This window comes from Metabacillus herbersteinensis, assembly GCF_042433335.1.
Taxonomy (GTDB): domain Bacteria; phylum Bacillota; class Bacilli; order Bacillales; family Bacillaceae; genus Metabacillus; species Metabacillus herbersteinensis.
Genome location: NZ_JBHLVO010000001.1, coordinates 73,471 through 97,315 on the forward strand (window position 1 = coordinate 73,471; position 23,845 = coordinate 97,315).

The following is a 23,845-nucleotide window of genomic DNA, read 5'->3' on the forward strand; positions in this document are numbered from 1 at the left end:
CGTTCTTAAGTGGCAGTAACTCCTTCGGTCGAACTGTCACTAAAAAAAGAATGTTCATTTACAGAACATTCTATCACAATTTATAAATTCCCTCATTCATTATTAGCTTTCTGTTTTTACATTTAACTCATTGTATTCAAAAGAGATCGAATACCCGACAAAGGTACCATATAGTATATAAAAACAAACCGTCGTTATGATCGTATCTCGTTGTAATTCAAACACTGTTTTTAGATTAGGAAAAATCGGATTTAATAAAAAAAACACAAGACCCCATAAAGCTATACCATAAATCATCCCTACCCACATCGGCTTAAATCTTTTTAGGACTGCATAATAGACTAATGCGACACCAATTGACAACACTCCGATTACGACAATTCCAATTATGTTTCCAAGTGTACTATTTTTCCACTCACCAACTGCAAAGGGCTGTAAAACCATGTTCGGACTTACTTCTGTAAAATTAAAAATATAGGCCAAATAAGCAAGTAAGCTCCAAAACACCCCACCTACAAATCCAGTAACAACCACTTTCCCCATTAATGATACAGGTGGTTCGGTTTTATTCTGCTCTAGGTTTGGATCGTCCTTACCCGTATCTTTTTCATCTTTATCGTCTTTTTCATCTTTTTCTTCAGACATTTCAAAAGCACCTCCATATGTAATTATTGTTCTGAATATGATTTTTTATTATGGTTAGTGTTTTGCATGTTACATAGAAAAATACATGTCTAGCGATAAAAAGCTTGGGTATACTATAATTAAGGAATTATTTCCAATTTAATTATTAAGAATCTGTCACATCGACCTAGAGGTTTCTCACATATTTTTGTAGAATATACTTATATATTGTTCATAAAATTGGACACAAAATTAATGGCTAAACATTGTTTTTTCCCTTGTTTACTGTCAAGATAAGTATACTGAAACGTAAATAGATAGGTAGGTTGGTGTCACATGTCAAATCAAACAAAGCCCGCATATGGTGGGCAAGCAGTTATTGAAGGTGTAATGTTCGGTGGAAAGCACCATTATGTTACTGCAATCCGCAGAACAGACGAATCCATTGATTATTATCGATTACCTAGAAAAAAGAATTCATTTTTAACAAAATTAAAGAAAATTCCTTTCCTACGTGGCATTGTCGCGATTATTGAGGCAAGTGCAAACGGGTCGAAACATTTAAACTTCTCTACTGATCGATATGAGGTTAATCCTGAGGACGATGAAAGTGTTCAAAAGGAAAAAAGTAAAAGTGAATCCAAGCTTTCGATGTGGCTAGGTGTTGCAGCTGTGGGTATTATTTCTTTCTTTTTTGGAAAAGTTATTTTTACATTAATACCCGTTTTCCTAGCTGAATCTTTGCGATTTATTTTTCAATCAGATTTTTCGCAAATATTGATTGAAGGTGCTTTCAAACTTATCCTGCTTATTGCATATATATATGCTATATCATTTACACCTTTGATTAGACGAGTTTTTCAATATCATGGTGCCGAACATAAGGTCATTAATGCCTATGAAAACAATTTACCTCTAACCGTAGAAAATGTTCAAAATCAATCAAGACTTCATTACCGTTGTGGAAGTAGTTTTATTATTTTCACCGTAATCGTAGGTGTTTTTGTCTACACACTTGTCCCAACAGATCCACTATGGGCACGTATCTTGAACCGACTCGCACTTATACCTGTTGTTCTAGGAATCTCATTTGAAGTATTACAATTCTCTAATAAGCTTCGTGATATTCCGGTGTTACGTGCACTTGGCTACCCAGGATTATGGTTGCAGTTGCTCACAACAAAAGAGCCTGCTAATGATCAAGTCGAAGTTGCTATCGCAAGCTTTAATGAGTTAGTACGTATGGAGAAAGAAACAGAAACGGCAACAACATTTGAGCAAATTGTCTAGAATCAATTACTCTAGAACTGGATATAATAGCATATCCACAATAAAGTATTCTTAAGATTCAATAGAATAGTCGTGAGGTGATCATATGAATCGTCGTATTATACAAAGTGTCATTTTTATTGTTTTAGCCTTAGGTGTGGTAGGATTGCTTTCTAATATAGGTAAAGATCCATTGTGGTTAGTGAAGCAAGTTGCCATTTATGGTGGAATTGCCACGATCATCTATCTTATTTATCGTGTTTATATGAAAAAGAGAATGGGTCAAGAATACTCTAGCTATAAGAAGGCTGCAAAACAATCCAAAAGACGTTTCGATGACCGTGCTCCCTCACCTTTGAAAAGTAATCCACAGGTAAAAAGTATATCTCAAGCGAGAAAAAGCAAAAAGGCTTCGGCTCTAAAGAAAACAAAACAAACACATTTAACTGTGATTGAGGGTAAAAAAGGTAAAAAGAAAAATCGTGCTTCTTTTTAAGTTAATGGGGCCAATTTTTCAAAAAAGAATCTGCTCGTTCACGACCTAGCTCAATAAGGGCTAGTTTTTTTTGTTCTGTTAACTTAAATTCCGTCGTTATGATGTTTTCAACAGGAATGAAGATGATACTTTTTTCATGTCGAGACGAAATATGTCTGGCATCATGCGCGTCTTTCATCGTTTCGAATAAGGCCTCATACATTTCAAACGCATTCCCAATTCTATTTTTTGGTCTCTCCTCATCTTTTGGACTCAGTTTCACTCCGAGGACAGGTCGTTTATTTTGATTGGGATCTTTTTGTTGAAATAACCAAATCGGAAAATTACTTAATACTCCACCATCCACTACGACACTAACTCCAGTTGAACTCGTCAACTTCACTGGCTCAAAAAAGTAAGGTAAGCTACAGCTCATTCGAACCGCGCGGGCAACTGAAAAGCCCTCTGGATTCAAGCCATACTTAGGCAGGTCATCTGGAATGACGATCATTCTTCCATTAGTAAGATCTGATGCAATGACTCTTAATGCGCCCTTTTTTAAATCACCAAAAGTTGTTACACCTTTTGCACTCAGTTTTTTTTCAAGCCACAGCTCTAAATTAGCCCCCTTGTACAAGCCCAGACGCCAATAAATTGCAATCCACTTCATGAATTTAAAAGGAAGAAATGAAGGTCTTTCATCAAGCAGTCTCTTCAAATTTACATCTTCCATCATTTTGAGAATTTCCGCACTTGTATACCCAGCCGCTATAAATGCAGAAAGAATTGACCCTGCACTCGTACCAGCTAAACGTTCAAATTCATATCCCCTTTGCTCTATAGCCTGGTAAGCTCCTATTAAAGCAAATCCCTTAATGCCTCCTCCAGAAAAAACACCATCAATTCGCACAATGCTCCCCCCTTGCGTCATCATTATAGTTTAAGAGGGAGGTGTGGAAAATAGACCTTTTTGTGAGGGAGGAGTTTTTTTGGACGGGTTGAGATGGAAGGTGAATTTTTGCGAGATTAGAGTGGAGGTTCCCGGCTGAGTGGCCGATATACCGGGCGAAGTGGCCGATTCTAAGGCTGTTTACATTAAAAATGTTATAGTTAGTTCGTCTTCAGTGATTGTTTTGGGCATTTGCGATCTCTTAGCAAGTATTTCTAGAAGAAAAAGACGCCCGCAAGCGGACGCCTTCCCTGTTATTGTTGTTCTTCATTTTGCTTTTGAATACCTCTTAACGATTCTACGCGTTCTTTATTTTCTTCAAAAAATTGAACTAAATCTCCAATGCGATCGATGGCATTCCAGCTTAGATGATGTTCAATTCCTTCGACATCATTGTAAACCTTATCTTCATCTACCCCAATGATTCTCATAAATTGTTCAAGGAGTTCGTGGCGGTACACAAGTCGTTTACCGATCTTCTTACCTTTTGGTGTTAAAATTAGTCCTCTATATTTTTCATATATTAAGTATTCATCTTTGTCCAACTTCTGAACCATCTTCGTTACTGAGGAGGGATGGACGGCGAGTGCTTCTGCTATATCTGAAACTCGTGCATATCCTTTTTCATCAATGAGTATGTAAATTTGTTCTATGTAGTCTTCCATGCTAGGTGTTGGCATGTAGTCCCCTCCAATAGTGCTGCCGGTGCTTTTATATGAAATATGGAAATCATTATAAGTTTACATTAGTTTAAAGTGGATGACAAGCAATGAAGGGATTCAACGAGAAAATTTGGTTAGAGCTTAATATAAATCTAACACATGATATTAATGTTCAACTAGAAAAAAGCGCAGGACCTTGTAGTCGGTCCCACGCCTCACTCTTTTATGAATTTACAAACCGCACTTTAATTGTGCTCCACAGCTTGTACATGTGTTACATCCACCCAGATCTTCTACAGTACCTTCGCGACATACTGGGCACTTATTACCTACTTCATTTCCAACCGTTACGTCTGTTGAACGTAAAGCATTAATGGTATCAACAAGAACAACTCTTCCTTTTTCTCTTGTATCAACACTTTTTTCTTCCGACTCATCGAATGAATTTTCTTCTGCTTTTAACGTTAATACTTGAGTGTCACGGCTTCCATCTACATAGACAGTGCCACCTTTTGCCCCACCTTTGTATAGACGCTCATATACTTTTTGTACCTGATCAACCGTATAACCCTTTGGTGCGTTAACTGTTTTACTAATTGAGCTATCAATCCAACGTTGAATCATGCATTGAACATCTACATGAGCTTGTGGTGATAATTCCATTGATGAAATAAACCATGAAGGTAAATTATTTGCATCGGCTTCAGGATGTCCGTCAAGATACTCTTGAACAATATCCGCTTTTACTTCAATGAATTTCCCTAATCTTCCGCTGCGGAAATAGGAGAAAGAGAAGTAAGGCTCTAGGCCTGTTGAAACTCCAACCATTGTCCCTGTGCTGCCTGTCGGTGCAACAGTTAGTAAATGTGAATTTCGAATTCCGTACTTCTTAATATCGTCGTTTATATCAGCAGGCATTTTTTCCATAAAACCTGTTTTAGTAAAGGCTTCTCTTAAAGAATTTGTTTGCTCAGCATTTTCTCCTGTTAAGAAAGGAAAGCTACCCTTTTCTTTCGCAAGACCTACTGACGCACGATACGCTGTTGTAGCAATCGTTTCAAACACCTTATCTACAAGTATATTTCCTTCTTCAGAGCCGTACTCTGTTTCACAGTAGATCAGTAGATCGTGTAAACCCATTACACCGAGACCTACGCGGCGCTCACCAAGAGCTTGTTTTTTGTTTTCTGCTAAGAAGTAAGGAGTAGCGTCGATCACGTTGTCCTGCATTCTCACGCCAACTTCTACCGTTTTTCTAAGCTTTTCGAAATTAACTGTTTTCGTTTCTTTGTCTGCCATTTCTGCTAGGTTTACTGCAGCTAAGTTACAGACAGAGTATGGTGCGAGTGGTTGTTCTCCACACGGATTCGTTGCAACAACCTTTTGACCATAGGCTTTTGCATTTGTCATGTCGTTTGCATTGTCAATGAAGAAGATACCTGGCTCTGCTGAATACGTTGCGCAAACGTTGATAAGATTCCAAAGCTCTTTCGCTTTGATTTTACGATAAGTGCGAACTTTGTAGCCCATTTTCTCCCACTCACGTACATCCCCAACTTTATGCCACTCTTCATTGTATGTTGCCATCTTATCAGCATCATAGCTTTCAACATCTGGGAATCGAAGTTCATACTCTGCATCGTTTTCAACAGCATCCATAAAGTCTTTTGTTAAGCAGACAGAGATGTTTGCACCTGTTAAAAACTCAGAATTATGAACACTATAGGTTCCACCGATACTCAGCTTTAACTCTGCATCTTTAATAATTCTCTCACTAAAGCCGCCTAAACCTGGAATCGTTTTATAGTTAATAATTCCTTGATACATTGCCACTTCTTGTTCTGTAAGTGGTGTAAATTTCAATTTTTCTTCAGCATATTTTTTTATGCTTTCATCATTTGTATTTTCAATTAAATATCTAAGAATTCTTGGGTTTTGCATTTTTGAGATGATGAATTCAATGATGTCAGGGTGCCAGTCGGAAAGCATGATCATTTGTGCCATTTTGTTACGTTGATTCGCTAGATCAACTCTCTAAGTCACCTTAGAGTTCAGACCATATCTTACACCAATTCAATTAGGTGCCCTCGCACTTCGAAATCGCTTGATTCCTACTCTACTCGCTTTCACCTTATCGGTGCGCTTTCGATGGTCGTTGAACCTTCTCCAGTTTAGGAGCTTGGCTGCTGATTGTCTTTTTCCACCTATTATTTTTAAGCATTCACACTCGCCGTTTCCAGCCATGTTTTAGCTAATAGGTCATATATGATGCAATCTTACTTTCAACATATTTAAAGTTGTTTAGAATATCATCTTCCCAAAATCTAATGATGATATATCCATTCTTAGTAGCAATCTCATTTTTTTCTTGGTCAATAATTATCCTTTCCAACTGCCACTCAGCAGGTTTAGGATAAAATTTTGGATTAGCATGCCAATAGTCTCCATCACACTCAATCAATATTTTATAATCAACCAACAGAAAATCATATTGTCTTTTCTCTAAAATATAAGAATACCTATAGTTAACATCAATCATTATCAAGTATGACTCTACTAATTTTTCTATATTGGTTTTTCTAAATGTTTGATGTTCCATTTGTTTTAAAGTAGCAGAACGAATTTTTTCTATCGTTTCTTGGGTATAGATACCTGTTTTACCACTATTCCAAGAAGGTGTCTTATTTTTAATTCTAGTTGAGGCAGTTTTGGCGATTATTCTTTTAAAGTGCAATTCTTTTTCTATTTTTGGCATATTAGCGTGCCATTCTTTAATTTTCCTCGATTTAATCGACTTTGCACAAGAAGGTCCACAGGTTTTTGTGCTTCTGTTCATCGCATAAAACTTTTTACCACAATGAATACATTTTAATGGATCATGCTTGTTTGCACAGGATCTACTACAATGTTTCTTTGGTTTGCCTCTTCTAAGATCCACACTCTTTTGACATAATTCGTAACTACACTTTAAATCTTTGGTTGAATAGTAATATTTGTATAGGTAGTCATTGATTTTAATGTTGTGATTGTTTAGTAAATGAGATGAGAACTGACCATTTTTATTATGAGATGCTCTAAAACCACAAATTAAACATAATTGAATACATTTTGCATCATATGGTTTCATAGTGATACTCCTCCAAGATATTTTCCATCTAGGCAGTTATACACATGATGTACCAAAAGAGTTCCCAGCAATTCACGAGGTTATTTTAAGACGAAGCACATAATTATGATCTACCTCGTCTTGAACCACCTTGCTCAACAAGATGGGTCAACTTAGCAATATCATCCAACCAAGACACCGATCCGGATGATTTTCCATTAACACCTCGAGCTAGTGTGTTGCGTGGTCGGAGTGTTGAGCCGTTTGTTCCGACTCCACCGCCTCGGCTCATGATTTCCATGACTTGTTTGCGGTGTTCTGAGATGCCTTCGCGTGAATCTTGAACATAAGGCATTACGTAACAGTTGAAATAAGTGACGTCTGTCCCTGCTCCAGCACCGTATAGTACACGACCAGCTGGTACAAAATTAAGATTCACAAGCTCCTCGTAAAACTTTTGAAACCATTCTTGACGTTTTTCTTCTGTTTTTTCAACCGAGGCTAAGCCTGTTGCATTTCGTTTTGCGATTTGTTCGTAGAAAACTTCAAGTGGCTTTTCAATTACATCAAGCGAACGTTTGACAATCCCTGTTTCAATCTCCTCAGGCTTGTCTAAAGAATGACGATAGTCCTGATCTATTAATACTTTTGCTGTTTTTTCTTGCCAGTCAATTTCTTGAATATACCCAAGTCCTCGTGCTGGGAATTTAGGATCTTCTTTTATGGTTAAGACAACAAAATCCCCTGCTGACAAGGTAATTTTCTCTGTATCCTTAAATGTGTATCGATCAAGCATAACAAGTCTAGATACACCCTTATGGGTAAGCTTCATGTCCGCAGTCACAGGATGGACTTGTGGGAAAGCAGATATATCCTTGTTGAGTTTTTCTACGTTAATCATCATTTTTTTCTCTAACGCAACTGACATTAAAACAACTCCTAATCTCTCTAGTATTACTTTATTCACTTGATTTAATTTATCATATTACGCAAATCAATACAATATATAGGCCTAGACTAAATACTTCAATACCACATATAGATTTTCGATCTATTTTTTATCTTTTTGTCAAATGTGAAACTTACCAATAATAAACGAATTCAAGAGGATAAATAAGATTTCATTGTAAAAATGTAGATTTTTGAAGGAATTTGTTACTTGCATCCAATAATTTGCCGGAAAACGTTGTTAAATGTAGGTTTATTAAATTATTAAAAAAAATATTTTTATATTGCGTTTTTTGACAAATCATTTAATAGAAAAAAGACGACACAGTATGCCGTCTTATCTTTTGTAATTCCATTCATCAGAACTGTATTTTTCTTTTGCAATTCTCTCTACATATTGAAATTCTTCTTCGTTAAGTGTGTAAGCTTCTAATTCAATATTTAAACCCTTTTCAAAACCTTTTTTAAAAGCAATTCTTGCTTCTTCTATAGTTACAGGAATTTCCCGAAGTGCATTTGTTGCAACTGCTTTATTTTTAAAGGCACGTTGCATTCTTTCCCGGACTCGATCGTTTGAATAGTTAAATAGATCAAACAACATATCCTCATTGATATCGAGAAGAATTGAACCGTGTTGGAGAATCACTCCTTTTTGGCGTGTTTGCGCACTTCCCGCGACTTTTCGGCCTTCTACAACCAATTCATACCAAGATGGTGCGTCAAAACAAACTGCTGAACGAGGATCTTTTAGACCTTGCTTTTCTTCCTCTGATCGCGGAATTGAAAAATAAGCATCCAAACCTAAGTTTTTAAATCCTTCCAAAACACCTTCAGAAATAACTCGATAGGCTTCGGTTACTGTTTTCGGCATTTCTGGGTGGTCTTCTGAAACGATCACACTATATGTAAGTTCTTTGTCATGAAGAACTCCTCTTCCACCAGTCGGCCTTCTAACAAATCCAAGGCCATATCTTTTTACTGCATCCATATTTATTTCTTTTTCAACCTTTTGAAAGTAACCAACAGAAAGTGTTGGTGGATCCCATCCATAAAATCGAATCGTTGGAGGAATTTTCCCGGCACTATGCCACTCTAATAAAGCTTCGTCCATTGCCATGTTAAAGGCTGGAGAACAATTGCCTGAATCAATAAAACGCCATACATCTTTCGTCATTATGTGACCCTCTTCTTCCGTATTTAATCCCTACTTAGTCTATCAAAAGAAAGACAAGAAGAAAATAATTTTGCATGAGAGCTAATGACATTTAGAACAAGCTCTTATATAATTATAGATGTCGAATTATAAGTTCAAATGAACTGACCAATTATAGATATCATAAAAGGAGTCGGATTACGTTGTCTTGGATTTTTCTACTAATTGTACTATCGGCAATCATTGCTTACTCTGCTTTTTCATTTATTTATCAACGTCGGATCATGAAAACGCTAAAAGAAGATGAATTTCGTGCTGGGTACCGCAAAGCGCAACTGATTGACGTTCGCGAACCAAATGAATATGAAGGCGGACACATCCTTGGTGCTCGAAACATTCCTCTTTCTCAAATGCGTCAGCGTCATAAAGAAATTCGTACAGATCAGCCTGTTTATCTTTATTGTCAAAACACAGTTCGAAGTGGTCGTGCTGCTCAGATGTTGAAGAGAAAAGGCTATGGTGACCTAAGTTGTCTAAAGGGTGGCTTTAAACAGTGGTCAGGTAAGATTAAGACAAAGAAATAATATAAAAACAGACTCTATTTCCGAAAATGAAATAGAGTCTGTTTTTTGTCCTCAACATCTACCTACCTCGCAAATCCCATGAACTGCTTTAACAACCCAATGCCCGATTTTGGCTCAATTGGTTGTTCTCCTTGTTTTCGTTGATGTTCCTTTACAAAAGCTAAAAATCTCTGTTCGCGGGAATCAATGTGTTTTTTGGCTAGTTCACGCTCCTGTTTGATTTCGTCTTGATACAATTCACGTTCTTGGTGAGATACAATAGAGAGAGAGGAAATTTTTTCCTTGATGCTTGCAAATTCCGCTTGATTTATTTTGATATGAGTTTGTGTTGAAGAGGCTATATGACTTTGGAAGCTCCCCTCTATCTTTTCTACTAAATCATCCTCAAGTTTAGTTAAGCGTGTATCTACTTTTAAAAGATTTTTCACCTCATCTGATTCAATGAACGATACTAGTTTTTCCAATGATGCCTTGAGTTCCTCTGATGTTTCAATATTAGGTGATCTAGGGATAACTTGGTTTCCACTTTGTGAATGCAGTAATTGGGTAATCGTTACTGTGTCAAAGCCGTTGTTTTTCATTGCTTTAATTTTACGCAGGGTTTCAATATTTTCAGGACTGTATTTTCGGGAATTTTTAGAATCTCTTTGAATGCTTAGAAATTCGGGAAATTCCGATTCCCACGATTTGATCATATAAGTAGATTCACCAAGTAACGAAGCAACCTTTGAGCTATGCAAGCCATTCGCCATTTATGACACCATCCTTTATTATTTTTTTGTATCTGTTGTATTCGTTAAGGCGGACGCATTATTCCTGCATGTCGACAAAGGTTCTAAAAACTAGTCATAATCTTTAGAAATGGCGGTTATTTCGGCAGAATATTAGAGTAGCAACGATGGAATGACAGCAATCTACAAATCACGTTCCTAAATGTCAGTAGCTCCCTTCGGTCGGACTAACACTAAGAACCTGATAAGTTCAACTAAAAAGGATCCGCTTAAAAGCGAATCCTCTTGGTTTATGCTTGATATCTTAATATCGGTTTACGAGCAGCGGTTGTTTCGTCAAGACGTTTTACAACCGTTGTATGTGGTGCCTCTTGAACAACTTCTGGTGTCTCTTCTGCTTCTTTGGCAATTTGGATCATTGCCTCGATGAAAGAATCTAGTGTTTCTTTTGATTCTGTTTCGGTTGGTTCGATCATAATACACTCTTCCACATTGAGTGGGAAGTAAATTGTCGGTGGGTGATAGCCAAAGTCAAGCAAGCGTTTGGCGATATCTAGTGTTCTCACACCAAGCTTCTTTTGGCGTTTTCCTGATAGAACGAATTCATGCTTACAATGACGATCAAACGGAAGATCAAAATGCGGTTCTAAACGACGCATCATGTAGTTTGCATTCAGTACAGCATATTCCGTGACAGCTTTTAATCCATCAGGACCCATTGAACGAATGTACGTATAAGCACGAACGTTGATCCCAAAGTTTCCGTAATAAGGTTTAACACGGCCAATTGATTGTGGGCGATCATAGTTGAAGTGGTAGCCATCTTCACGTTTTTCTAGGACTGGTTTAGGCAGGTATTGGATCAGATCTGCTTTTACTCCCACAGGACCTGAACCTGGGCCGCCTCCACCGTGTGGACCTGTAAATGTTTTATGCAAATTTAAATGAACAACATCAAAGCCCATATCCCCAGGACGTGCTTTGCTTAGAACAGCGTTTAAGTTGGCACCATCATAATAAAGCTTACCACCAGCTTCATGGACAATTGCCGCCATTTCTAGAATATTCTCTTCAAAAAGACCAAGTGTGTTAGGGTTTGTTAACATTAATGCAGCCGTATCTTCTCCAACTACACGTCGTAAATCTTCTAAATCTACTAATCCATGTTCGTTCGACTTAACCGTTACTGTTTCAAAACCAGCCACAGTTGCTGAAGCAGGATTTGTACCGTGTGCAGAGTCAGGGACGATTACTTTTGTACGTTTCGTATCCTTATTTGCTTCATGATAGGCACGAATCATCATTAGCCCAGTCCATTCACCATGTGCACCAGCTGCAGGCTGAAGGGTTACTTCATCCATTCCGGTAATTTCCTTTAAATGTTCCTGAAGATCAAATAATAATTCCATTGCACCTTGTACAGTACTTTCATCTTGAAGCGGATGAACATGTGCAAAACCTGCAATTCTCGCAACATTTTCGTTGATTTTTGGGTTGTATTTCATTGTACAAGAACCAAGTGGATAGAATCCTGAATCAACACCATGATTTCGTTTTGAAAGAGCCGTATAATGTCTCATAATATCTAGCTCTGAAACTTCTGGAAGCTTAGGTTCGTCGGTACGAATATATTCACTTGGGATTAGCTCATCAATTGGTGTTTCCTCAATTTCAAGTTCTGGTAAGCTATAACCGATGCGGCCAGGCTTGCTAAGTTCAAAAATTAAGGCTTGATCTTGATTTATCATTGAACTTCCCCCAATTCTCTCACAAGAGTATCAATTTCTTCTTTTGTACGAAGCTCAGTGACAGCAATGAGCATATGATTTTCTAGCTCAGAATCCACTCGTCCCAGATCAAAACCGCCAATAATTCCCTTTTTAAGCAAGTTTTCATTCACTTCTTTAACTGATTTAGGAAGCTTTACAACAAACTCGTTGAAAATTGGTCCCTCAAAAGGAACTTCCACACCAGCTGCTGTTACCATTTTTTTCGCATAATTTGCTTTTTGAATGTTTTGAGTGGCCATTTCTCTGACACCCTTTTTACCTAGAGCAGTCATCGCAACACTTGCTGCTAGAGCATTTAACGCTTGATTTGAGCAAATATTAGATGTCGCTTTGTCACGACGGATATGTTGTTCACGAGCTTGCAGAGTTAACACAAAACCACGTTTGCCGTCTTCATCTTTTGTTTGACCAACCAGACGTCCTGGAACTTTGCGCAATAATTTCGTTGTTACAGCAAAATACCCACAGTGCGGCCCACCAAATGCAGTTGGAATACCAAATGGCTGTGCATCACCTGCAACGATATCGGCCCCAAACTCTCCTGGAGGTGTTAAAGCACCTAGTGCAAGTGGATTAGATGATACGATGAACATGCTTTTACCTGTATGTGCAATTGGTTCAATGTCTTTTAAAGGCTCCACTATACCAAAAAAGTTTGGGTATTGTACAACAACTGCTGCAACCTCATCTGACATTTCACTTGCAAGTGCATCTAAATCAGTTACTCCGTCTTTCACCGGGATTTCAACGACTTCAATATACTGCCCGGTAGCATACGTTCTAAGCACATCACGTGACTCTGGATGAACTGATTTTGACACTAACACCTTTTTCTTTTTCGTCTGACCTGCCGCAAGCATCGCTGCTTCAGCAAGTGACGTACCACCGTCATACATTGACGAATTCGCAACATCCATACCCGTTAACTCGCAAATCATCGTCTGGAATTCAAAGATCGCTTGTAATTCCCCTTGCGAAATTTCCGGTTGATAGGGAGTGTAAGCTGTATAAAACTCTGAACGCGAAATCACGTGATCAACAATGATCGGCATGTAATGATCATAAACACCGGCACCTAAAAAGGAAGCATGACTGCGTAAATCCTTATTTTTCGCAGCAATTGCAGAAAGTTCCTTCATTAACTCTGTTTCAGATTTTGCCTTTTTAATGTTGTATTCCCCTTGAAAACGTACACTCTCAGGAATATCCTCAAACAGTTCATCAACCGCACTAACACCAATTGTATCTAGCATTTCTTGTTTATCTTGATCTGTCATTGGTAAATAACGATGTTTCATCCTCTTAACCCCTTTCGTATTAAAAGCTTGCTTATTTTTTAGGACGTTTATAAAAAGGTGTAGCAACGACAACCGCTTTTAAGCGTTTTTTACGAATTTGAACATTTACTTCCGTTCCAAGCTCAGCAAATTCTGCTTTCACTAGAGCCAATCCGATGTTTTTCTTAAGAGTCGGAGATTGTGTTCCAGTCGTAACCTCACCAATCAGATCTTCTCCATTAAAAACTTCATAGCCATGTCGAGGAATGCCTTTATCAATCATTTCAATTCCAACGAGCTTACGAGACGCGCCCTTTTCTTTTTGCTCTTTAAGAACTGCTTTTCCGAAGAAATCAGCTTCTTTATTCGTTTTAACGGCAAAACCAATGCCAGCTTCAATCGGTGTGATATTTTTTGACAGCTCCTGACCATATAAGGCCAGATTGGCTTCAAAACGTAATGTATCACGTGCCCCTAAGCCACAAGGCACTGCACCGAATTCCTTACCAGCATCTAACATCGCCTTCCAAAGTGCAGATGCATCTTCAGAATTGCAATAAACTTCAAAACCGTCTTCCCCTGTATAACCAGTTCTTGACACAAGTGCTTTGTAACCAGCCACATCGACTTCATCTTTAAATTTAAAAAACTTAATTTCTTGTAAATCAGTAGAAGTTAGTTGTTGTAGAATCTGTTCAGCTAAAGGACCTTGAAGAGCTAGTTGCCCCGTCTTCTCAGATATATTAGTGATTTCAACGTTCCCTTCTAAATGAGACTGAAGCCAATCAAAATCCTTGTCAATATTCCCAGCGTTTATGACGAGCAAATAGTGATTGTCAGATTTTTTGTAAACAAGAAGATCATCAACAGTACCGCCATCTTCATAACACATCGCGGTGTACTGTGCAGCCCCATCCTTAAGTGTTGAAACATCATTTGTCATTAGTTTTTGAAGGTATGCTAAGCTATCAGGTCCCTTCACATCAACTTCACCCATATGTGAAACATCAAAAAGACCAGCTTTTGTTCGAACAGCTTCATGCTCTTCTTTAATAGAAGAAAATTGAACCGGAAGCTCCCATCCACCAAAATCAATGGTTTTGCCACCATATTCCTTGTACACATCAAATAAAGGCGTTCTCTTTAAACCTGACATCCTATCTCCTCCTCTTGATTTGGCAACCACAGATAAGCACACAAAAAAGGACAGAGTACTCCTATACACAATATAGAAGTCTCTGTCCTTGGACCTGAAAGTTTACCCTATGTATTCGTCACATGAACGTTCACAAATAAGGCTTTCCCCTTTGGTAGTTTGTCCTATTGGGTAAAAAAAATCACCCGTTAAGCAAACACTCTCCAGAGTTGCGTCAAATAAGAGTCTTTTTGCCTGAGAGATTCACAGCAGTTTGCTCCTTCGGCGCTACATAGTCCTAGAACCTGTAGTCTCTCCCCTTATTCTCATCCGCTCATATTTAATTTTTTGTTGGACATACTAGTACAACAGTTACCAAGACATTCGACTCTTTTTAGAAAACCAGAAGAAAAAAAGTTCGAATTGAAACTACTTTAAACATGATTACTTATTACATCCTACCATTAACCGACTATTTCGGCAATGCTATTTTATCTTAATAATTATAGTTTACATACAACTAATCGTTCGTCTTTTGCAAGTAAACAACCATTAACAAACGAAAATACTTTCTTACAATCCTAGAAAGTGAACAATAGAAGTTAAGAATTTGAAAGTATGAAAGGGCTGTCATCACTAATGAATGTGAAAATAAATTTTGATTCGTCCTGGCAGGAAGGTTTTTTTGAAAGAATGGAAACAGATGGTCCTTGGGCAAATTGGGAATTGTATAAACTGGCCTCAGAGGTACAAAATTACTTGGCGATCCCTGACTTTGAAGGCTTGCAAGCTCCTAAGCACCTGCCCAACTTTACTCCACTGCCCCATCAACTAGAAGTTGCAAAAAATGTAGTCGAAAAAATGAACGGAAAAGCAATATTAGCTGACGAGGTTGGTTTAGGTAAAACGATCGAAGCTGGACTAGTTTTAAAAGAATACATGATTCGTGGTCTCGTGAAGAAAGTGTTAATTTTAGTCCCTGCCTCGCTAGTTTCTCAGTGGGCAAAAGAACTAAACGAAAAATTTCATATTCCAGCAATCGAGCAGAAGAAAAGCTATGTGTGGGAAGCTTATGATATCGTCGTTTCTTCTATTGATACGGCAAAAAGAAGTCCCCACCGCGAGATTGTCTATAATCAATCCTATGATTTAGTGATTATCGACGAAGCTCATAAACTTAAAAACAACAAAACGAAAAACTATGAATTTGTTCAAAATTTAAAGAAAAAATATTGTTTACTACTCACAGCAACACCGGTTCAAAACCGAGTTGAAGAAATTTTCAACTTGGTGTCATTGTTAAAGCCAGGGCATCTTGGCAATGAAGCCTACTTTACTGAAGTTTTCTCTGCAAAAGATCGATCATTAGACGATCATGAGCAATTACGTGAACTCATTAATAAAGTGATGATTCGTAATCGTCGTGGTGACACCGGAATTGACTGGCCAAAACGTCATGTTGAAACGGTCGCAATTGATTTTTCCGAAACTGAACAAGCTTTATATGATGGAATTTCCGAACTAAAATCCGCATCTGATTATACGGCCAACTCATTTTCAATTATGACCCTACAACGAGAAGCTTGTAGTAGCCGTGAAGCTGTCTACATGACGTTAAAGAAAATGTCCGATCGTCCTGAAGAAGAAGGACAACCACTGCCTGAACATGTAATCAAAGGATTAATGACACTCATCGATCAGGTTACACAAAATACAAAAGCTAAAAAAGTCGTTGAACTCATTCAATCTATTAACGATAAGGTCATCATTTTTACTGAATATCGGGCAACACAGTTTTGTTTACAATGGTATTTGAAACAGGCAGGTATTACTTCCGTCCCATTTCGTGGAGGCTTTAAACGAGGTAAAAAAGACTGGATGAAAGAACTATTTAAAAATCGAGTTCAAGTATTAATTGCAACAGAAGCTGGTGGCGAAGGAATCAATTTGCAATTCTGCAACCACATTATTAACTATGATTTACCTTGGAACCCAATGAAGCTCGAACAACGAATCGGTCGAATTCACCGTCTCGGCCAAGAACGAGACGTTCACATTTACAACATGGCAACAAGGAATACAATCGAAGAACATATTTTAAAACTACTATATGAAAAAATAAATTTATTTGAAAAAGTAATCGGTGAACTGGACGAAATTCTAACACGTTTAGAAATCAACAATTTCGAAGAACATCTACAAGATATTATGTTCCATTCAAGATCAGACGGTGAAATGAAAATAAAGATGGAAAACTTAACATCAATTCTTCATTATGCTGAACAAGCCCAAGACAATCGCAAAGCGGCAAGTGGCGATTAATAGACTTAAGTATCTGTCACAACTAATAGATAGGAGCGGTTTAAATGCAACAGCAGCAAATCCACACATACTTAGAAAATTTTTTCACAGCTAATTCATGTGAAATCGTTGAAAACGAACAAAGTCATCTAACTGTTCAATTAACGATTGATCTTGATAAAGAACTAATGAACCGTCCCTTCTATTGGCATTACCTAGAAAAAACCAACGGTGTACCAAATCCAATGAAATTAACACTAATTACGGACCGGTTAAAAGCACCAGAAGATTTAAAAGGGGAAGTCATGCATTTTGGTGCTCCTCGTCTGCACCAAATTTTTCGTTCGACTAAAAATTTAGGCAGCTATATTCGACTCTATGAAAACGCCCAATCATCAGGCGGGAGTATTCCCCTACACCCGTGGCTAGCAGTCAATTTAATGGTTTCTTATCAATGCGATATGAAAAAAGATCAATTATTCTCGATTGGCCTTCACCTAATTAGCGGGAGTTTAGTGGAGAACTTTCAAGAAAAACTTGAACAGCTAGAACTAACACCAAGAATCCCTGATTATAGCTTTACGATGTCCCCACTCATCAAACCTCAAAGTGGCTTAATACGAATCCAGCAATATATTCAGCAAATTATTGAGCAAGATAATCACAACTGGGCTGACGATGCGAGACAACGCCAGAACGAGGATCTAATGCTATTAAACCACTTCTACGAAGACATTGAAGAAAAACCAGACTGCTATCATATCGAAAAGGAAGCACTAAAAGATCTCTATGAACCACAAATTAATGTGTCTGTTCAAAACGGTGGCATCTTTTATTTAACTCCAAAGTCTTTTAATGCTTAAATTTACATTATTTTCTTCTTCTATTCGACAAAATTAAATTTTGTAAAACTGTATAAAAAATAGGTAAAAGTACCCTTTACTTACTGAACTATATTTACTAAACCAATATAACTATATGTAACATAGGTATTATAACCTTTGTAGTGTTACAGTATTGTAAAATATTCTTACAATTCAAAAAATATTGTGTGTCGACAGGTTTCAACACACTTCCTAGAAATTCCTTTTTATAATAGATTTAGGAAGTAAGTGATACATAAAGTAAGGACTTTCGTAATACGTTGTTTAATAGGCATTAACTGCTTGATCAGTTAAAGGCAAACCTATTGAAAAATAGGGACGCAAAGTCACAGGTCTTCCGTTACATAGTAACCATGACGGCTGGGCTGCCTGAAATACAGGGAAGGTATTTTAGGGGGGGGAAACATGGAGAGTAGCACAATCGATTACGGCACGTTAGATCAAGAGTGGAAAGAATTAATTCTGTCTGCTTTAGAACTAGGTATTAATCCAGAAGAAATACGTCAATTTCTATCAAATTATCCAAACGTCTCAACAAAATTTCCGGAGCTTACAAAATAATATGAAAAAGTGTTCTAAATATCATACACTCCCTTCGTTATATGCTATAATAGAATGGCGATAATAGGAAGGTGATCAAATGATTGGACAGCACATAAAAAAATACCGCAATCAAAAAAATCTATCTCTATCTGAACTAGCAGAACGAGCAGGAGTCGCAAAATCTTACTTAAGTTCAATCGAACGTAATCTACAATCAAACCCTTCTGTTCAATTTTTAGAAAAGATTTCTTCTGTTCTAGGCATTTCGGTAAACACATTATTAAACGAAGAATATGAAACAACATATGAAAGTAACCTCGACAACGAATGGTCTTCACTTGTACGAGAAGCAATGAATTCCGGAGTGACAAAAGATCAATTTAAGGAATTCTTAGAATTCAACAAATGGAAAGTTAACCAAGAAAACAAAACAAAGTGAGTTGGATCCGATCCGACTCACTTTTTATTATGCTTGGTAAGAGACAGATGAATTCTTTTTACAAGATACTTCCTTCTGATCTTGATACTTTGCATAGTTACTAGTCAAATCTGTACGATTGCTTGCAATTACTGCTTTTCTAGTTGTGAGATCATTAGTACAGATAGGACAAATCCACTCTCCTCCAGCATAGCTACTGAAAGAAGGCTGAAAACATCGGTTACAGTGTTTTTTATACATACCTCATCCACTCCCCTACCATCATTGAACAATCACGTTATGAAAGCCTATTCATAACTACCTACTGAAAAGACCCCCTGTTAAAAAAAGGAAAGAATAAATCCAGATACTATGTAAGGATAAAACAACTAGATAAATGCTTATTGCAATTAAAGTCAGCGATTTAAGTAGAAAGGTACTCGGCAATCTTTGCGTCATCACAAGAAGTAATAAAAAAATTGAAAAGGATAATTTCACACCTAGAAATAAAGATGGACTTTGATGATAAAGGAATTTCATAAGTGGGTTATTTTCTTCAATAAGGTCGAAATGTAAGCCTATGAATGTAAGGTCTAGGTCGATGATGTTGAGTAGTGCTAATGAGAGAAAAGAGTATTTCATGGGATCTCCTTTTAGACAACCACTGTTATGAGCGATCTTTGTGCATTGTTTATACTTATATAGGTTTTACCGTATGTTTCTATTTCTTCCTGTGGATCAACTTTTGTATTTTCGAGAGCTTGATCTCCCTGACCCTTTTCTCCTTCACCTCTTGGTTGGAGTTCTAAGAACAATAAAAGTCCAGCTGTTAGGACCAATAAACCAAGGAGAATTGTAGATAGACCTTTAAGTAGTTTTTTCATCATTTCACTTCTTTCAAATAGAGCACTATCAATTCTCAATAAAGAACATCTAGAGCAAAAAAATTTAATTTTTGTATTTGACTATAGAGGATGAGCGAATTCCTTTTCCTCAATTGGTTTCCTTTTTACTTTACGTTCTTTTTAATGAACGACCTAGTTTCAGTATATAATAGTTATCCATTTATTGAGAACACTAAAATCCCTTACTTTTCCTTTAAAATAAGTACTTTTCTTTATTTTTCTCTCTTATCCTTTGATTTTCTTAGTTTTTTGTTTTTGAACACTAGCAAATAATCCGTTTATTCTATCCCCCTTCTGACAGTATCGACCTACGTCTATTCGATAATATAAATTTGTCGAAATTTAACTCTTTTAATAAACAGAAATTATATTTATAATGTTATAAAGAACGATAAATTCTTATTTAGCAGTAAACCTTGAAGTACATAGTCTTTTTTTTGATCTCTTTGTTCTTTATAAAGTATAGTTACTTTGCTATGAATTAAGGAGGTGAAAATGTGAAATTATATGTTGAAGAAAATTATGCACGGCCTATGGTGTTAAGTCATCAGCCGATTCGATTTGAGACGGCTCAGAGTTGTAATCCTGGCAAAGGGATAATCCCACCTAATAATCATCAAACCAACAACGGAAAATCACCAGGTTGTGGTAAAGCAACCGGGCAAGGTTGATGTAGCTACTATTTAATTCAGGGGTCAATAGTTTTAACACTATTGACCTTAATTAGAGTTAGATTTCTTAATATTTCTAGGAGTCGAATAAATGCATAAACAAGATATAAAAATTGGCGAACATATTTTTCAGATTATTAGTGAGTCAACAGAAGTTAAAGCATTCTTCAGAAAAAGTTTCATTTTGATTAATAATACGAATTTAGTTGCTAAACAGAATATGGAAGTAACAATTGAATTCGGATTCGGGGTTCCTTTTGTTGATTATGAAGTAAAGATAGAAAAGAAAGAGAATAATATTTCTTTTTTCCGTGCGGATTATTTTATCGAAGTGAATTCTGATTATACCAAGGCCAAAATGTTTATTCATAATGAACTTGCATTGAAGCATGCTTTAATGAATTTATATAGCTCTTATATTGTACATATGAACTGGGGTCTTTTAATTCATTCATCATGTGTTATTGAACAACAGAAGGCTTACATTTTTTCTGGTCAGTCAGGTGCAGGCAAATCAACTGTTGCAAAATTATCCTATCCTAGACCATTACTTTCAGACGAAGCAACCATAGTGAAAATAACACAGGAAAAAGTAACAGTATTTCATTCACCATTTCGTAGTGAAATAGAGGGAATTGAAATTGAGAAACCTATTCCGCTTTCAAGTGTACACCTTTTACATCAGTCACTAATAAATGAAAAAATTGAAATGAAGAAATCGAACGGGATTCTCAATTTAATGGATAAGGTTTTTTTCTGGACCCATGATTCAGAAGAAGCAAAAAGTATCTTTTACCTTTTAAAGAATTTAGTTGACAACATACCAGTATATGAATTTTACTTTCAAAAAAACAATACCTTCTGGGAGATGATTCCTAATGAATACTTATGTTCAAAAGAACTCTTATGAGACCGTTCAAATGGAAGGAGAATGGATTATTTTAAATACTAATGAATACACAGTTACAAAGCTAAATGAAGCTGGAGGTTTTTGCTGGTCTTTACTTGAAAAGCCTCAAACAATTAACTCTCTTTTGGCATCTATACATGAAAAGTATGATATTGATGATAAGGAAGCTTCTAAATATGTAAATGCATTCTTATTAGAATTGATTGATTGTGGGTTGATTCAGCGTGAAGTTTAATAACGAAACCATCCTTCTTTTAATAAATACAATGAAAAAATATGGATGGATTGATTTACCAGCACATGGCACTAGTATGTTTCCATTAATAAAGAAAGGGGAAATTTGTAGATTTGTCTCATTTGAAATAGATTCATTAAAACGTGGAGATATTATCTTATACCACTCCTCATCTGGACAATTAGTTGCTCATCGTTTTTATAAGGAACTAAAAACAAATGATAAAGTACATTACATTTTAAAAGGCGACACAAATTTACATTTAGACGACCCCATATTCCATGAACAAATTATTGGAAAGCTTGTAATGATTCAGAAAAAAACATCGAAACTTTATCTTACTGACTTTTCCGTAACCTATTGGGGTTGGGTAATTATTAAATTCCCAATATTAACGAAAGTTTTAAGACGTTTTCTAACTAATAAAGTATTAAAAAAATTAAGTATGGAGTTTCCTCATGATGCATAGTAGAATAAAACATCTTTTTAATTTTAAAGATATTGAACGAACTTTCTCATTACTAGGCCCATATATTGTTAAAAATCGGAAGCTTTATTCAGTGCTACTCTTACTTTTACTATTTAGTGTTTCTATGACAGTAGCTTTCGCTTGGTTCATAGGGAAAATAACCGATGCAGCTGTTCAAGGTGATTTTAATCAAATGAGATGGTTAGTCCCAATTGGATTTTCAATTATAATCGTAAATTTGATCGTAAGCTATTTTGATACATACATAGAATCTATGGTAACAAACAAAATAAAACTAGAACTAAAAAATACACTACTTAAACATATTATGTTATTACCTATGAAAAACATTTCAAACACACGAACTGGCGACCTATTAACACATTTCACTAATGATATAAATTGTATCAATGGAGTTATCGGAAGTAATTTGCTTGGGTTAATTCATATCCCTTTAACTTTGATTGCTGCATTTATTTATATGGTAAATATTAATTGGCAATTATCAATTTTGACCCTTCTAGTTACCCCTATTGGAATATTAGGAGGTGCATTTTTTGGTATCTTAATCCGAAATAATAGCCGTGCTCTTTTCGATCAAGTAGGAAATATAAATAGTAATTTAAATGAAGTGTTTCACGGTATATCGTTGTTACGTTCATTTCTACTTGAAAAAATATTATTAAAAAAGTTCCACAGGCAAACAAAAGATCAATACGATTTAGAAATAAAAAATGCAAAACTTCACGGTTTTTTCAATTTTGGTGCACAAGGAATCAATTCATTTACATATATTCTCAGTCTATGCTTAGGTGCCTATTTTGTATTGAATGAAACTATCTCAGTAGGTTCTTTGTTATCATTTGTGACACTAATGCAATATACGACGGGGCCATTAACTGGAATTGCAAGCCAATGGGGAAGTTTTCAAAGTTCTGCATCTGCTGTCGAAAGAATATCAAAGGTGTTAGATCAAAACATAGAAACAAATGAATTGCCATCATACTATAAAGCGCAGACTCTACCCAAAACCATTGATATATATAATATTCATTTTAGCTATGATGATCAAAAAGCAATATTTAGTAATTTTAATCTAAATATCCCGATAGGAAAATTAGTTGCCTTTGTAGGTCCTAGTGGAGCCGGAAAAACAACGCTTTTTAATTTGATTCAAGGCTTTTACAAACCACAATCCGGTCAAATTTTAATGGATGATGTCTCAATAAACGAAATATCGCCATCCGTATTAAGAAGCTCCTTTGCTTATGTTGCACAAGAAACCTTCTTATTCAGTGGAACAATAAAAGAAAACCTCCTATTAGCCCGTCCTAATCTAACAGATTTAGAAATAACTAACGCTGCAATCAATGCCAACATTCACAACTTTATCATGTCTCTTCCGAACCAATATGACACAGAAATAGGTGAACGAGGTGTTCGTTTATCAGGTGGACAAAAGCAGCGTATCGCTATTGCCAGGGCAATATTAAAGGATGCACCTATCCTTTTACTTGATGAGGCCACTTCTGCCCTAGACAGTGAGTCAGAATTTCAAGTAAAAGAAGCCTTGAATCGACTAATGAAAAACAAGACAACACTCGTGATTGCCCACCGGCTGTCAACGATCCAGCATGCTGATTTGATTATTGTTATGGATGAAGGAAGGATTGTTCAACAAGGAGCGCATGAAGAACTAATGTCTCAAGATGGACTATACCGCAAGCTTACTCAAACACAGTTTTTAACCAATCAAACTAACTCAGAATCACACTTATCCGTTATATCCAACTAAAAGGAGAAGGT

24 protein-coding genes, 2 pseudogenes and 2 riboswitches are annotated in these 23,845 nt (G+C 36.5%); of the genes and pseudogenes, 12 read left to right on the forward strand and 14 right to left on the reverse strand.

The window, feature by feature from the left end; genetic code table 11:
- Positions 1-102 precede the first annotated feature (102 nt).
- Positions 103-645, reverse strand: a complete 543-nt coding sequence (locus ACFFIX_RS00365) for a YqhR family membrane protein (RefSeq protein ID WP_378929294.1) — start codon at positions 643-645, stop codon at positions 103-105.
- Positions 646-960: 315 nt separating this feature from the next.
- On the opposite strand from ACFFIX_RS00365, the gene ACFFIX_RS00370 reads away from it, so the two are divergent.
- Both ACFFIX_RS00370 and ACFFIX_RS00375 read left to right on the forward strand, forming a co-directional pair.
- The gene (locus ACFFIX_RS00370; protein WP_378929296.1) at positions 961-1,914 is read left to right on the forward strand and encodes a DUF1385 domain-containing protein; all 954 of its coding nucleotides are present in this window, start codon (positions 961-963) and stop codon (positions 1,912-1,914) included.
- Between the two features lie 85 nt (positions 1,915-1,999).
- A complete protein-coding gene (locus tag ACFFIX_RS00375; protein WP_378929298.1) occupies positions 2,000-2,389 on the forward strand; it encodes an SA1362 family protein in 390 nt (129 codons plus the stop codon).
- A 1-nt stretch (position 2,390) separates the two neighbouring features.
- Here the strand turns inward: ACFFIX_RS00375 and ACFFIX_RS00380 are convergent, their stop codons facing one another.
- The 6 genes and pseudogenes from ACFFIX_RS00380 to lipM all read right to left on the reverse strand — a co-directional run bounded on the left by ACFFIX_RS00380 (position 2,391) and on the right by lipM (position 9,207).
- The gene (locus ACFFIX_RS00380; protein WP_378929300.1) at positions 2,391-3,278 is read right to left on the reverse strand and encodes a patatin-like phospholipase family protein; all 888 of its coding nucleotides are present in this window, start codon (positions 3,276-3,278) and stop codon (positions 2,391-2,393) included.
- A 293-nt stretch (positions 3,279-3,571) separates the two neighbouring features.
- Entirely contained in the window at positions 3,572-3,997 is a 426-nt protein-coding gene (gene mntR, locus ACFFIX_RS00385; protein WP_378929302.1) for a transcriptional regulator MntR, read from the reverse strand.
- Between the two features lie 213 nt (positions 3,998-4,210).
- A pseudogene (locus ACFFIX_RS00390) lies at positions 4,211-5,980 on the reverse strand (vitamin B12-dependent ribonucleotide reductase); the annotation flags it as partial.
- A 250-nt stretch (positions 5,981-6,230) separates the two neighbouring features.
- Complete coding sequence (locus ACFFIX_RS00395) at positions 6,231-7,106, reverse strand: endonuclease domain-containing protein (RefSeq protein WP_378929304.1); 876 nt, start codon at positions 7,104-7,106, stop codon at positions 6,231-6,233.
- A gap of 112 nt (positions 7,107-7,218) precedes the next feature.
- Positions 7,219-8,013 (reverse strand): annotated as a pseudogene (locus ACFFIX_RS00400) (ribonucleotide reductase barrel domain-containing protein); the annotation flags it as partial.
- A gap of 357 nt (positions 8,014-8,370) precedes the next feature.
- Positions 8,371-9,207 (reverse strand): octanoyltransferase LipM, encoded by an 837-nt coding sequence (gene lipM, locus ACFFIX_RS00405; protein WP_378929307.1) that lies wholly within the window; start codon positions 9,205-9,207, stop codon positions 8,371-8,373.
- A gap of 182 nt (positions 9,208-9,389) precedes the next feature.
- Here lipM and ACFFIX_RS00410 point away from each other — a divergent pair, with 182 nt between their 5' ends.
- Positions 9,390-9,770 carry a rhodanese-like domain-containing protein gene (locus tag ACFFIX_RS00410; RefSeq protein ID WP_378929309.1) on the forward strand — a complete coding sequence of 127 codons (381 nt, stop codon included), beginning with the start codon at positions 9,390-9,392 and terminating at the stop codon, positions 9,768-9,770.
- Between the two features lie 62 nt (positions 9,771-9,832).
- On the opposite strand, the gene ACFFIX_RS00415 is transcribed toward ACFFIX_RS00410, so the two are convergent.
- The 4 genes from ACFFIX_RS00415 to gcvT form a co-directional block, all read right to left on the reverse strand.
- Positions 9,833-10,522, reverse strand: coding sequence for a helix-turn-helix domain-containing protein (locus ACFFIX_RS00415; protein ID WP_378929312.1), 690 nt, complete (start codon positions 10,520-10,522; stop codon positions 9,833-9,835).
- Between the two features lie 269 nt (positions 10,523-10,791).
- A complete protein-coding gene (gcvPB, locus tag ACFFIX_RS00420) occupies positions 10,792-12,249 on the reverse strand; it encodes an aminomethyl-transferring glycine dehydrogenase subunit GcvPB (protein ID WP_378929314.1) in 1,458 nt (485 codons plus the stop codon).
- Positions 12,246-13,589, reverse strand: coding sequence for an aminomethyl-transferring glycine dehydrogenase subunit GcvPA (gene gcvPA, locus ACFFIX_RS00425; protein ID WP_378929317.1), 1,344 nt, complete (start codon positions 13,587-13,589; stop codon positions 12,246-12,248). The genes gcvPB and gcvPA overlap by 4 nt, the downstream gene beginning before the upstream one ends.
- 31 nt (positions 13,590-13,620) lie before the next feature.
- Positions 13,621-14,724 carry a glycine cleavage system aminomethyltransferase GcvT gene (gene gcvT, locus ACFFIX_RS00430; protein WP_378929319.1) on the reverse strand — a complete coding sequence of 368 codons (1,104 nt, stop codon included), beginning with the start codon at positions 14,722-14,724 and terminating at the stop codon, positions 13,621-13,623.
- 212 nt (positions 14,725-14,936) lie between these two features.
- Positions 14,937-15,033: riboswitch (glycine riboswitch) on the reverse strand.
- A 309-nt stretch (positions 15,034-15,342) separates the two neighbouring features.
- Between gcvT and ACFFIX_RS00435 the strand changes: the two genes are divergently transcribed.
- The 4 genes from ACFFIX_RS00435 to ACFFIX_RS00450 all read left to right on the forward strand — a co-directional run bounded on the left by ACFFIX_RS00435 (position 15,343) and on the right by ACFFIX_RS00450 (position 18,870).
- Positions 15,343-17,025 (forward strand): DEAD/DEAH box helicase, encoded by a 1,683-nt coding sequence (locus ACFFIX_RS00435; protein WP_378930328.1) that lies wholly within the window; start codon positions 15,343-15,345, stop codon positions 17,023-17,025.
- 44 nt (positions 17,026-17,069) lie between these two features.
- Positions 17,070-17,867 carry a YqhG family protein gene (locus ACFFIX_RS00440; RefSeq protein ID WP_378929321.1) on the forward strand — a complete coding sequence of 266 codons (798 nt, stop codon included), beginning with the start codon at positions 17,070-17,072 and terminating at the stop codon, positions 17,865-17,867.
- Positions 17,868-18,173: 306 nt separating this feature from the next.
- A riboswitch (cyclic di-GMP riboswitch) is annotated at positions 18,174-18,261 on the forward strand.
- 32 nt (positions 18,262-18,293) lie between these two features.
- Positions 18,294-18,449 carry an anti-repressor SinI family protein gene (locus ACFFIX_RS00445; RefSeq protein WP_378929323.1) on the forward strand — a complete coding sequence of 52 codons (156 nt, stop codon included), beginning with the start codon at positions 18,294-18,296 and terminating at the stop codon, positions 18,447-18,449.
- Positions 18,450-18,528: 79 nt separating this feature from the next.
- Positions 18,529-18,870 carry a helix-turn-helix domain-containing protein gene (locus ACFFIX_RS00450; protein ID WP_378929325.1) on the forward strand — a complete coding sequence of 114 codons (342 nt, stop codon included), beginning with the start codon at positions 18,529-18,531 and terminating at the stop codon, positions 18,868-18,870.
- A 27-nt stretch (positions 18,871-18,897) separates the two neighbouring features.
- On the opposite strand, the gene ACFFIX_RS00455 is transcribed toward ACFFIX_RS00450, so the two are convergent.
- The 3 genes from ACFFIX_RS00455 to ACFFIX_RS00465 are packed head-to-tail and all read right to left on the reverse strand — an operon-like array spanning position 18,898 to position 19,733.
- Positions 18,898-19,110: a hypothetical protein gene (locus tag ACFFIX_RS00455; RefSeq protein WP_378929327.1), complete on the reverse strand. Its 213-nt coding sequence runs from the start codon at positions 19,108-19,110 to the stop codon at positions 18,898-18,900.
- Between the two features lie 57 nt (positions 19,111-19,167).
- A complete protein-coding gene (locus ACFFIX_RS00460; RefSeq protein WP_378929329.1) occupies positions 19,168-19,491 on the reverse strand; it encodes a DUF5658 family protein in 324 nt (107 codons plus the stop codon).
- Positions 19,492-19,502: 11 nt separating this feature from the next.
- The gene (locus ACFFIX_RS00465; RefSeq protein WP_378929331.1) at positions 19,503-19,733 is read right to left on the reverse strand and encodes a hypothetical protein; all 231 of its coding nucleotides are present in this window, start codon (positions 19,731-19,733) and stop codon (positions 19,503-19,505) included.
- 518 nt (positions 19,734-20,251) lie between these two features.
- Here ACFFIX_RS00465 and ACFFIX_RS00470 point away from each other — a divergent pair.
- From ACFFIX_RS00470 to ACFFIX_RS00490, 5 genes are all read left to right on the forward strand, one after another.
- Positions 20,252-20,425, forward strand: coding sequence for a hypothetical protein (locus ACFFIX_RS00470; RefSeq protein WP_378929332.1), 174 nt, complete (start codon positions 20,252-20,254; stop codon positions 20,423-20,425).
- Between the two features lie 91 nt (positions 20,426-20,516).
- On the forward strand, positions 20,517-21,335 hold the full coding sequence (locus tag ACFFIX_RS00475) for a hypothetical protein (protein WP_378929333.1): 819 nt from the start codon (positions 20,517-20,519) through the stop codon (positions 21,333-21,335).
- A complete protein-coding gene (locus tag ACFFIX_RS00480) occupies positions 21,304-21,570 on the forward strand; it encodes a PqqD family protein (protein WP_378929335.1) in 267 nt (88 codons plus the stop codon). The genes ACFFIX_RS00475 and ACFFIX_RS00480 overlap by 32 nt, the downstream gene beginning before the upstream one ends.
- Positions 21,560-22,039: a signal peptidase I gene (locus ACFFIX_RS00485; RefSeq protein ID WP_378929337.1), complete on the forward strand. Its 480-nt coding sequence runs from the start codon at positions 21,560-21,562 to the stop codon at positions 22,037-22,039. Before ACFFIX_RS00480 ends, ACFFIX_RS00485 begins: the two co-directional genes overlap by 11 nt.
- Positions 22,032-23,834 carry an ABC transporter ATP-binding protein gene (locus ACFFIX_RS00490; protein WP_378929339.1) on the forward strand — a complete coding sequence of 601 codons (1,803 nt, stop codon included), beginning with the start codon at positions 22,032-22,034 and terminating at the stop codon, positions 23,832-23,834. The genes ACFFIX_RS00485 and ACFFIX_RS00490 overlap by 8 nt, the downstream gene beginning before the upstream one ends.
- Positions 23,835-23,845 lie beyond the last annotated feature (11 nt).

Coding starts and splice junctions, on each gene's coding strand:
- lipM (WP_378929307.1), bottom strand. CDS start 9,207: ATGACGAAAGATGTATGGCGTTTTATTGATTCAGGCAATTGTTCTCCA.
- ACFFIX_RS00475 (WP_378929333.1), top strand. CDS start 20,517: ATGCATAAACAAGATATAAAAATTGGCGAACATATTTTTCAGATTATT.
- ACFFIX_RS00435 (WP_378930328.1), top strand. CDS start 15,343: ATGAATGTGAAAATAAATTTTGATTCGTCCTGGCAGGAAGGTTTTTTT.
- ACFFIX_RS00490 (WP_378929339.1), top strand. CDS start 22,032: ATGCATAGTAGAATAAAACATCTTTTTAATTTTAAAGATATTGAACGA.
- ACFFIX_RS00455 (WP_378929327.1), bottom strand. CDS start 19,110: ATGTATAAAAAACACTGTAACCGATGTTTTCAGCCTTCTTTCAGTAGC.
- ACFFIX_RS00440 (WP_378929321.1), top strand. CDS start 17,070: ATGCAACAGCAGCAAATCCACACATACTTAGAAAATTTTTTCACAGCT.
- ACFFIX_RS00450 (WP_378929325.1), top strand. CDS start 18,529: ATGATTGGACAGCACATAAAAAAATACCGCAATCAAAAAAATCTATCT.
- ACFFIX_RS00370 (WP_378929296.1), top strand. CDS start 961: ATGTCAAATCAAACAAAGCCCGCATATGGTGGGCAAGCAGTTATTGAA.
- ACFFIX_RS00480 (WP_378929335.1), top strand. CDS start 21,304: ATGAATACTTATGTTCAAAAGAACTCTTATGAGACCGTTCAAATGGAA.
- ACFFIX_RS00395 (WP_378929304.1), bottom strand. CDS start 7,106: ATGAAACCATATGATGCAAAATGTATTCAATTATGTTTAATTTGTGGT.
- ACFFIX_RS00445 (WP_378929323.1), top strand. CDS start 18,294: ATGGAGAGTAGCACAATCGATTACGGCACGTTAGATCAAGAGTGGAAA.
- gcvT (WP_378929319.1), bottom strand. CDS start 14,724: ATGTCAGGTTTAAAGAGAACGCCTTTATTTGATGTGTACAAGGAATAT.
- mntR (WP_378929302.1), bottom strand. CDS start 3,997: ATGCCAACACCTAGCATGGAAGACTACATAGAACAAATTTACATACTC.
- ACFFIX_RS00465 (WP_378929331.1), bottom strand. CDS start 19,733: ATGAAAAAACTACTTAAAGGTCTATCTACAATTCTCCTTGGTTTATTG.
- ACFFIX_RS00415 (WP_378929312.1), bottom strand. CDS start 10,522: ATGGCGAATGGCTTGCATAGCTCAAAGGTTGCTTCGTTACTTGGTGAA.
- ACFFIX_RS00375 (WP_378929298.1), top strand. CDS start 2,000: ATGAATCGTCGTATTATACAAAGTGTCATTTTTATTGTTTTAGCCTTA.
- ACFFIX_RS00460 (WP_378929329.1), bottom strand. CDS start 19,491: ATGAAATACTCTTTTCTCTCATTAGCACTACTCAACATCATCGACCTA.
- gcvPA (WP_378929317.1), bottom strand. CDS start 13,589: ATGAAACATCGTTATTTACCAATGACAGATCAAGATAAACAAGAAATG.
- gcvPB (WP_378929314.1), bottom strand. CDS start 12,249: ATGATAAATCAAGATCAAGCCTTAATTTTTGAACTTAGCAAGCCTGGC.
- ACFFIX_RS00365 (WP_378929294.1), bottom strand. CDS start 645: ATGTCTGAAGAAAAAGATGAAAAAGACGATAAAGATGAAAAAGATACG.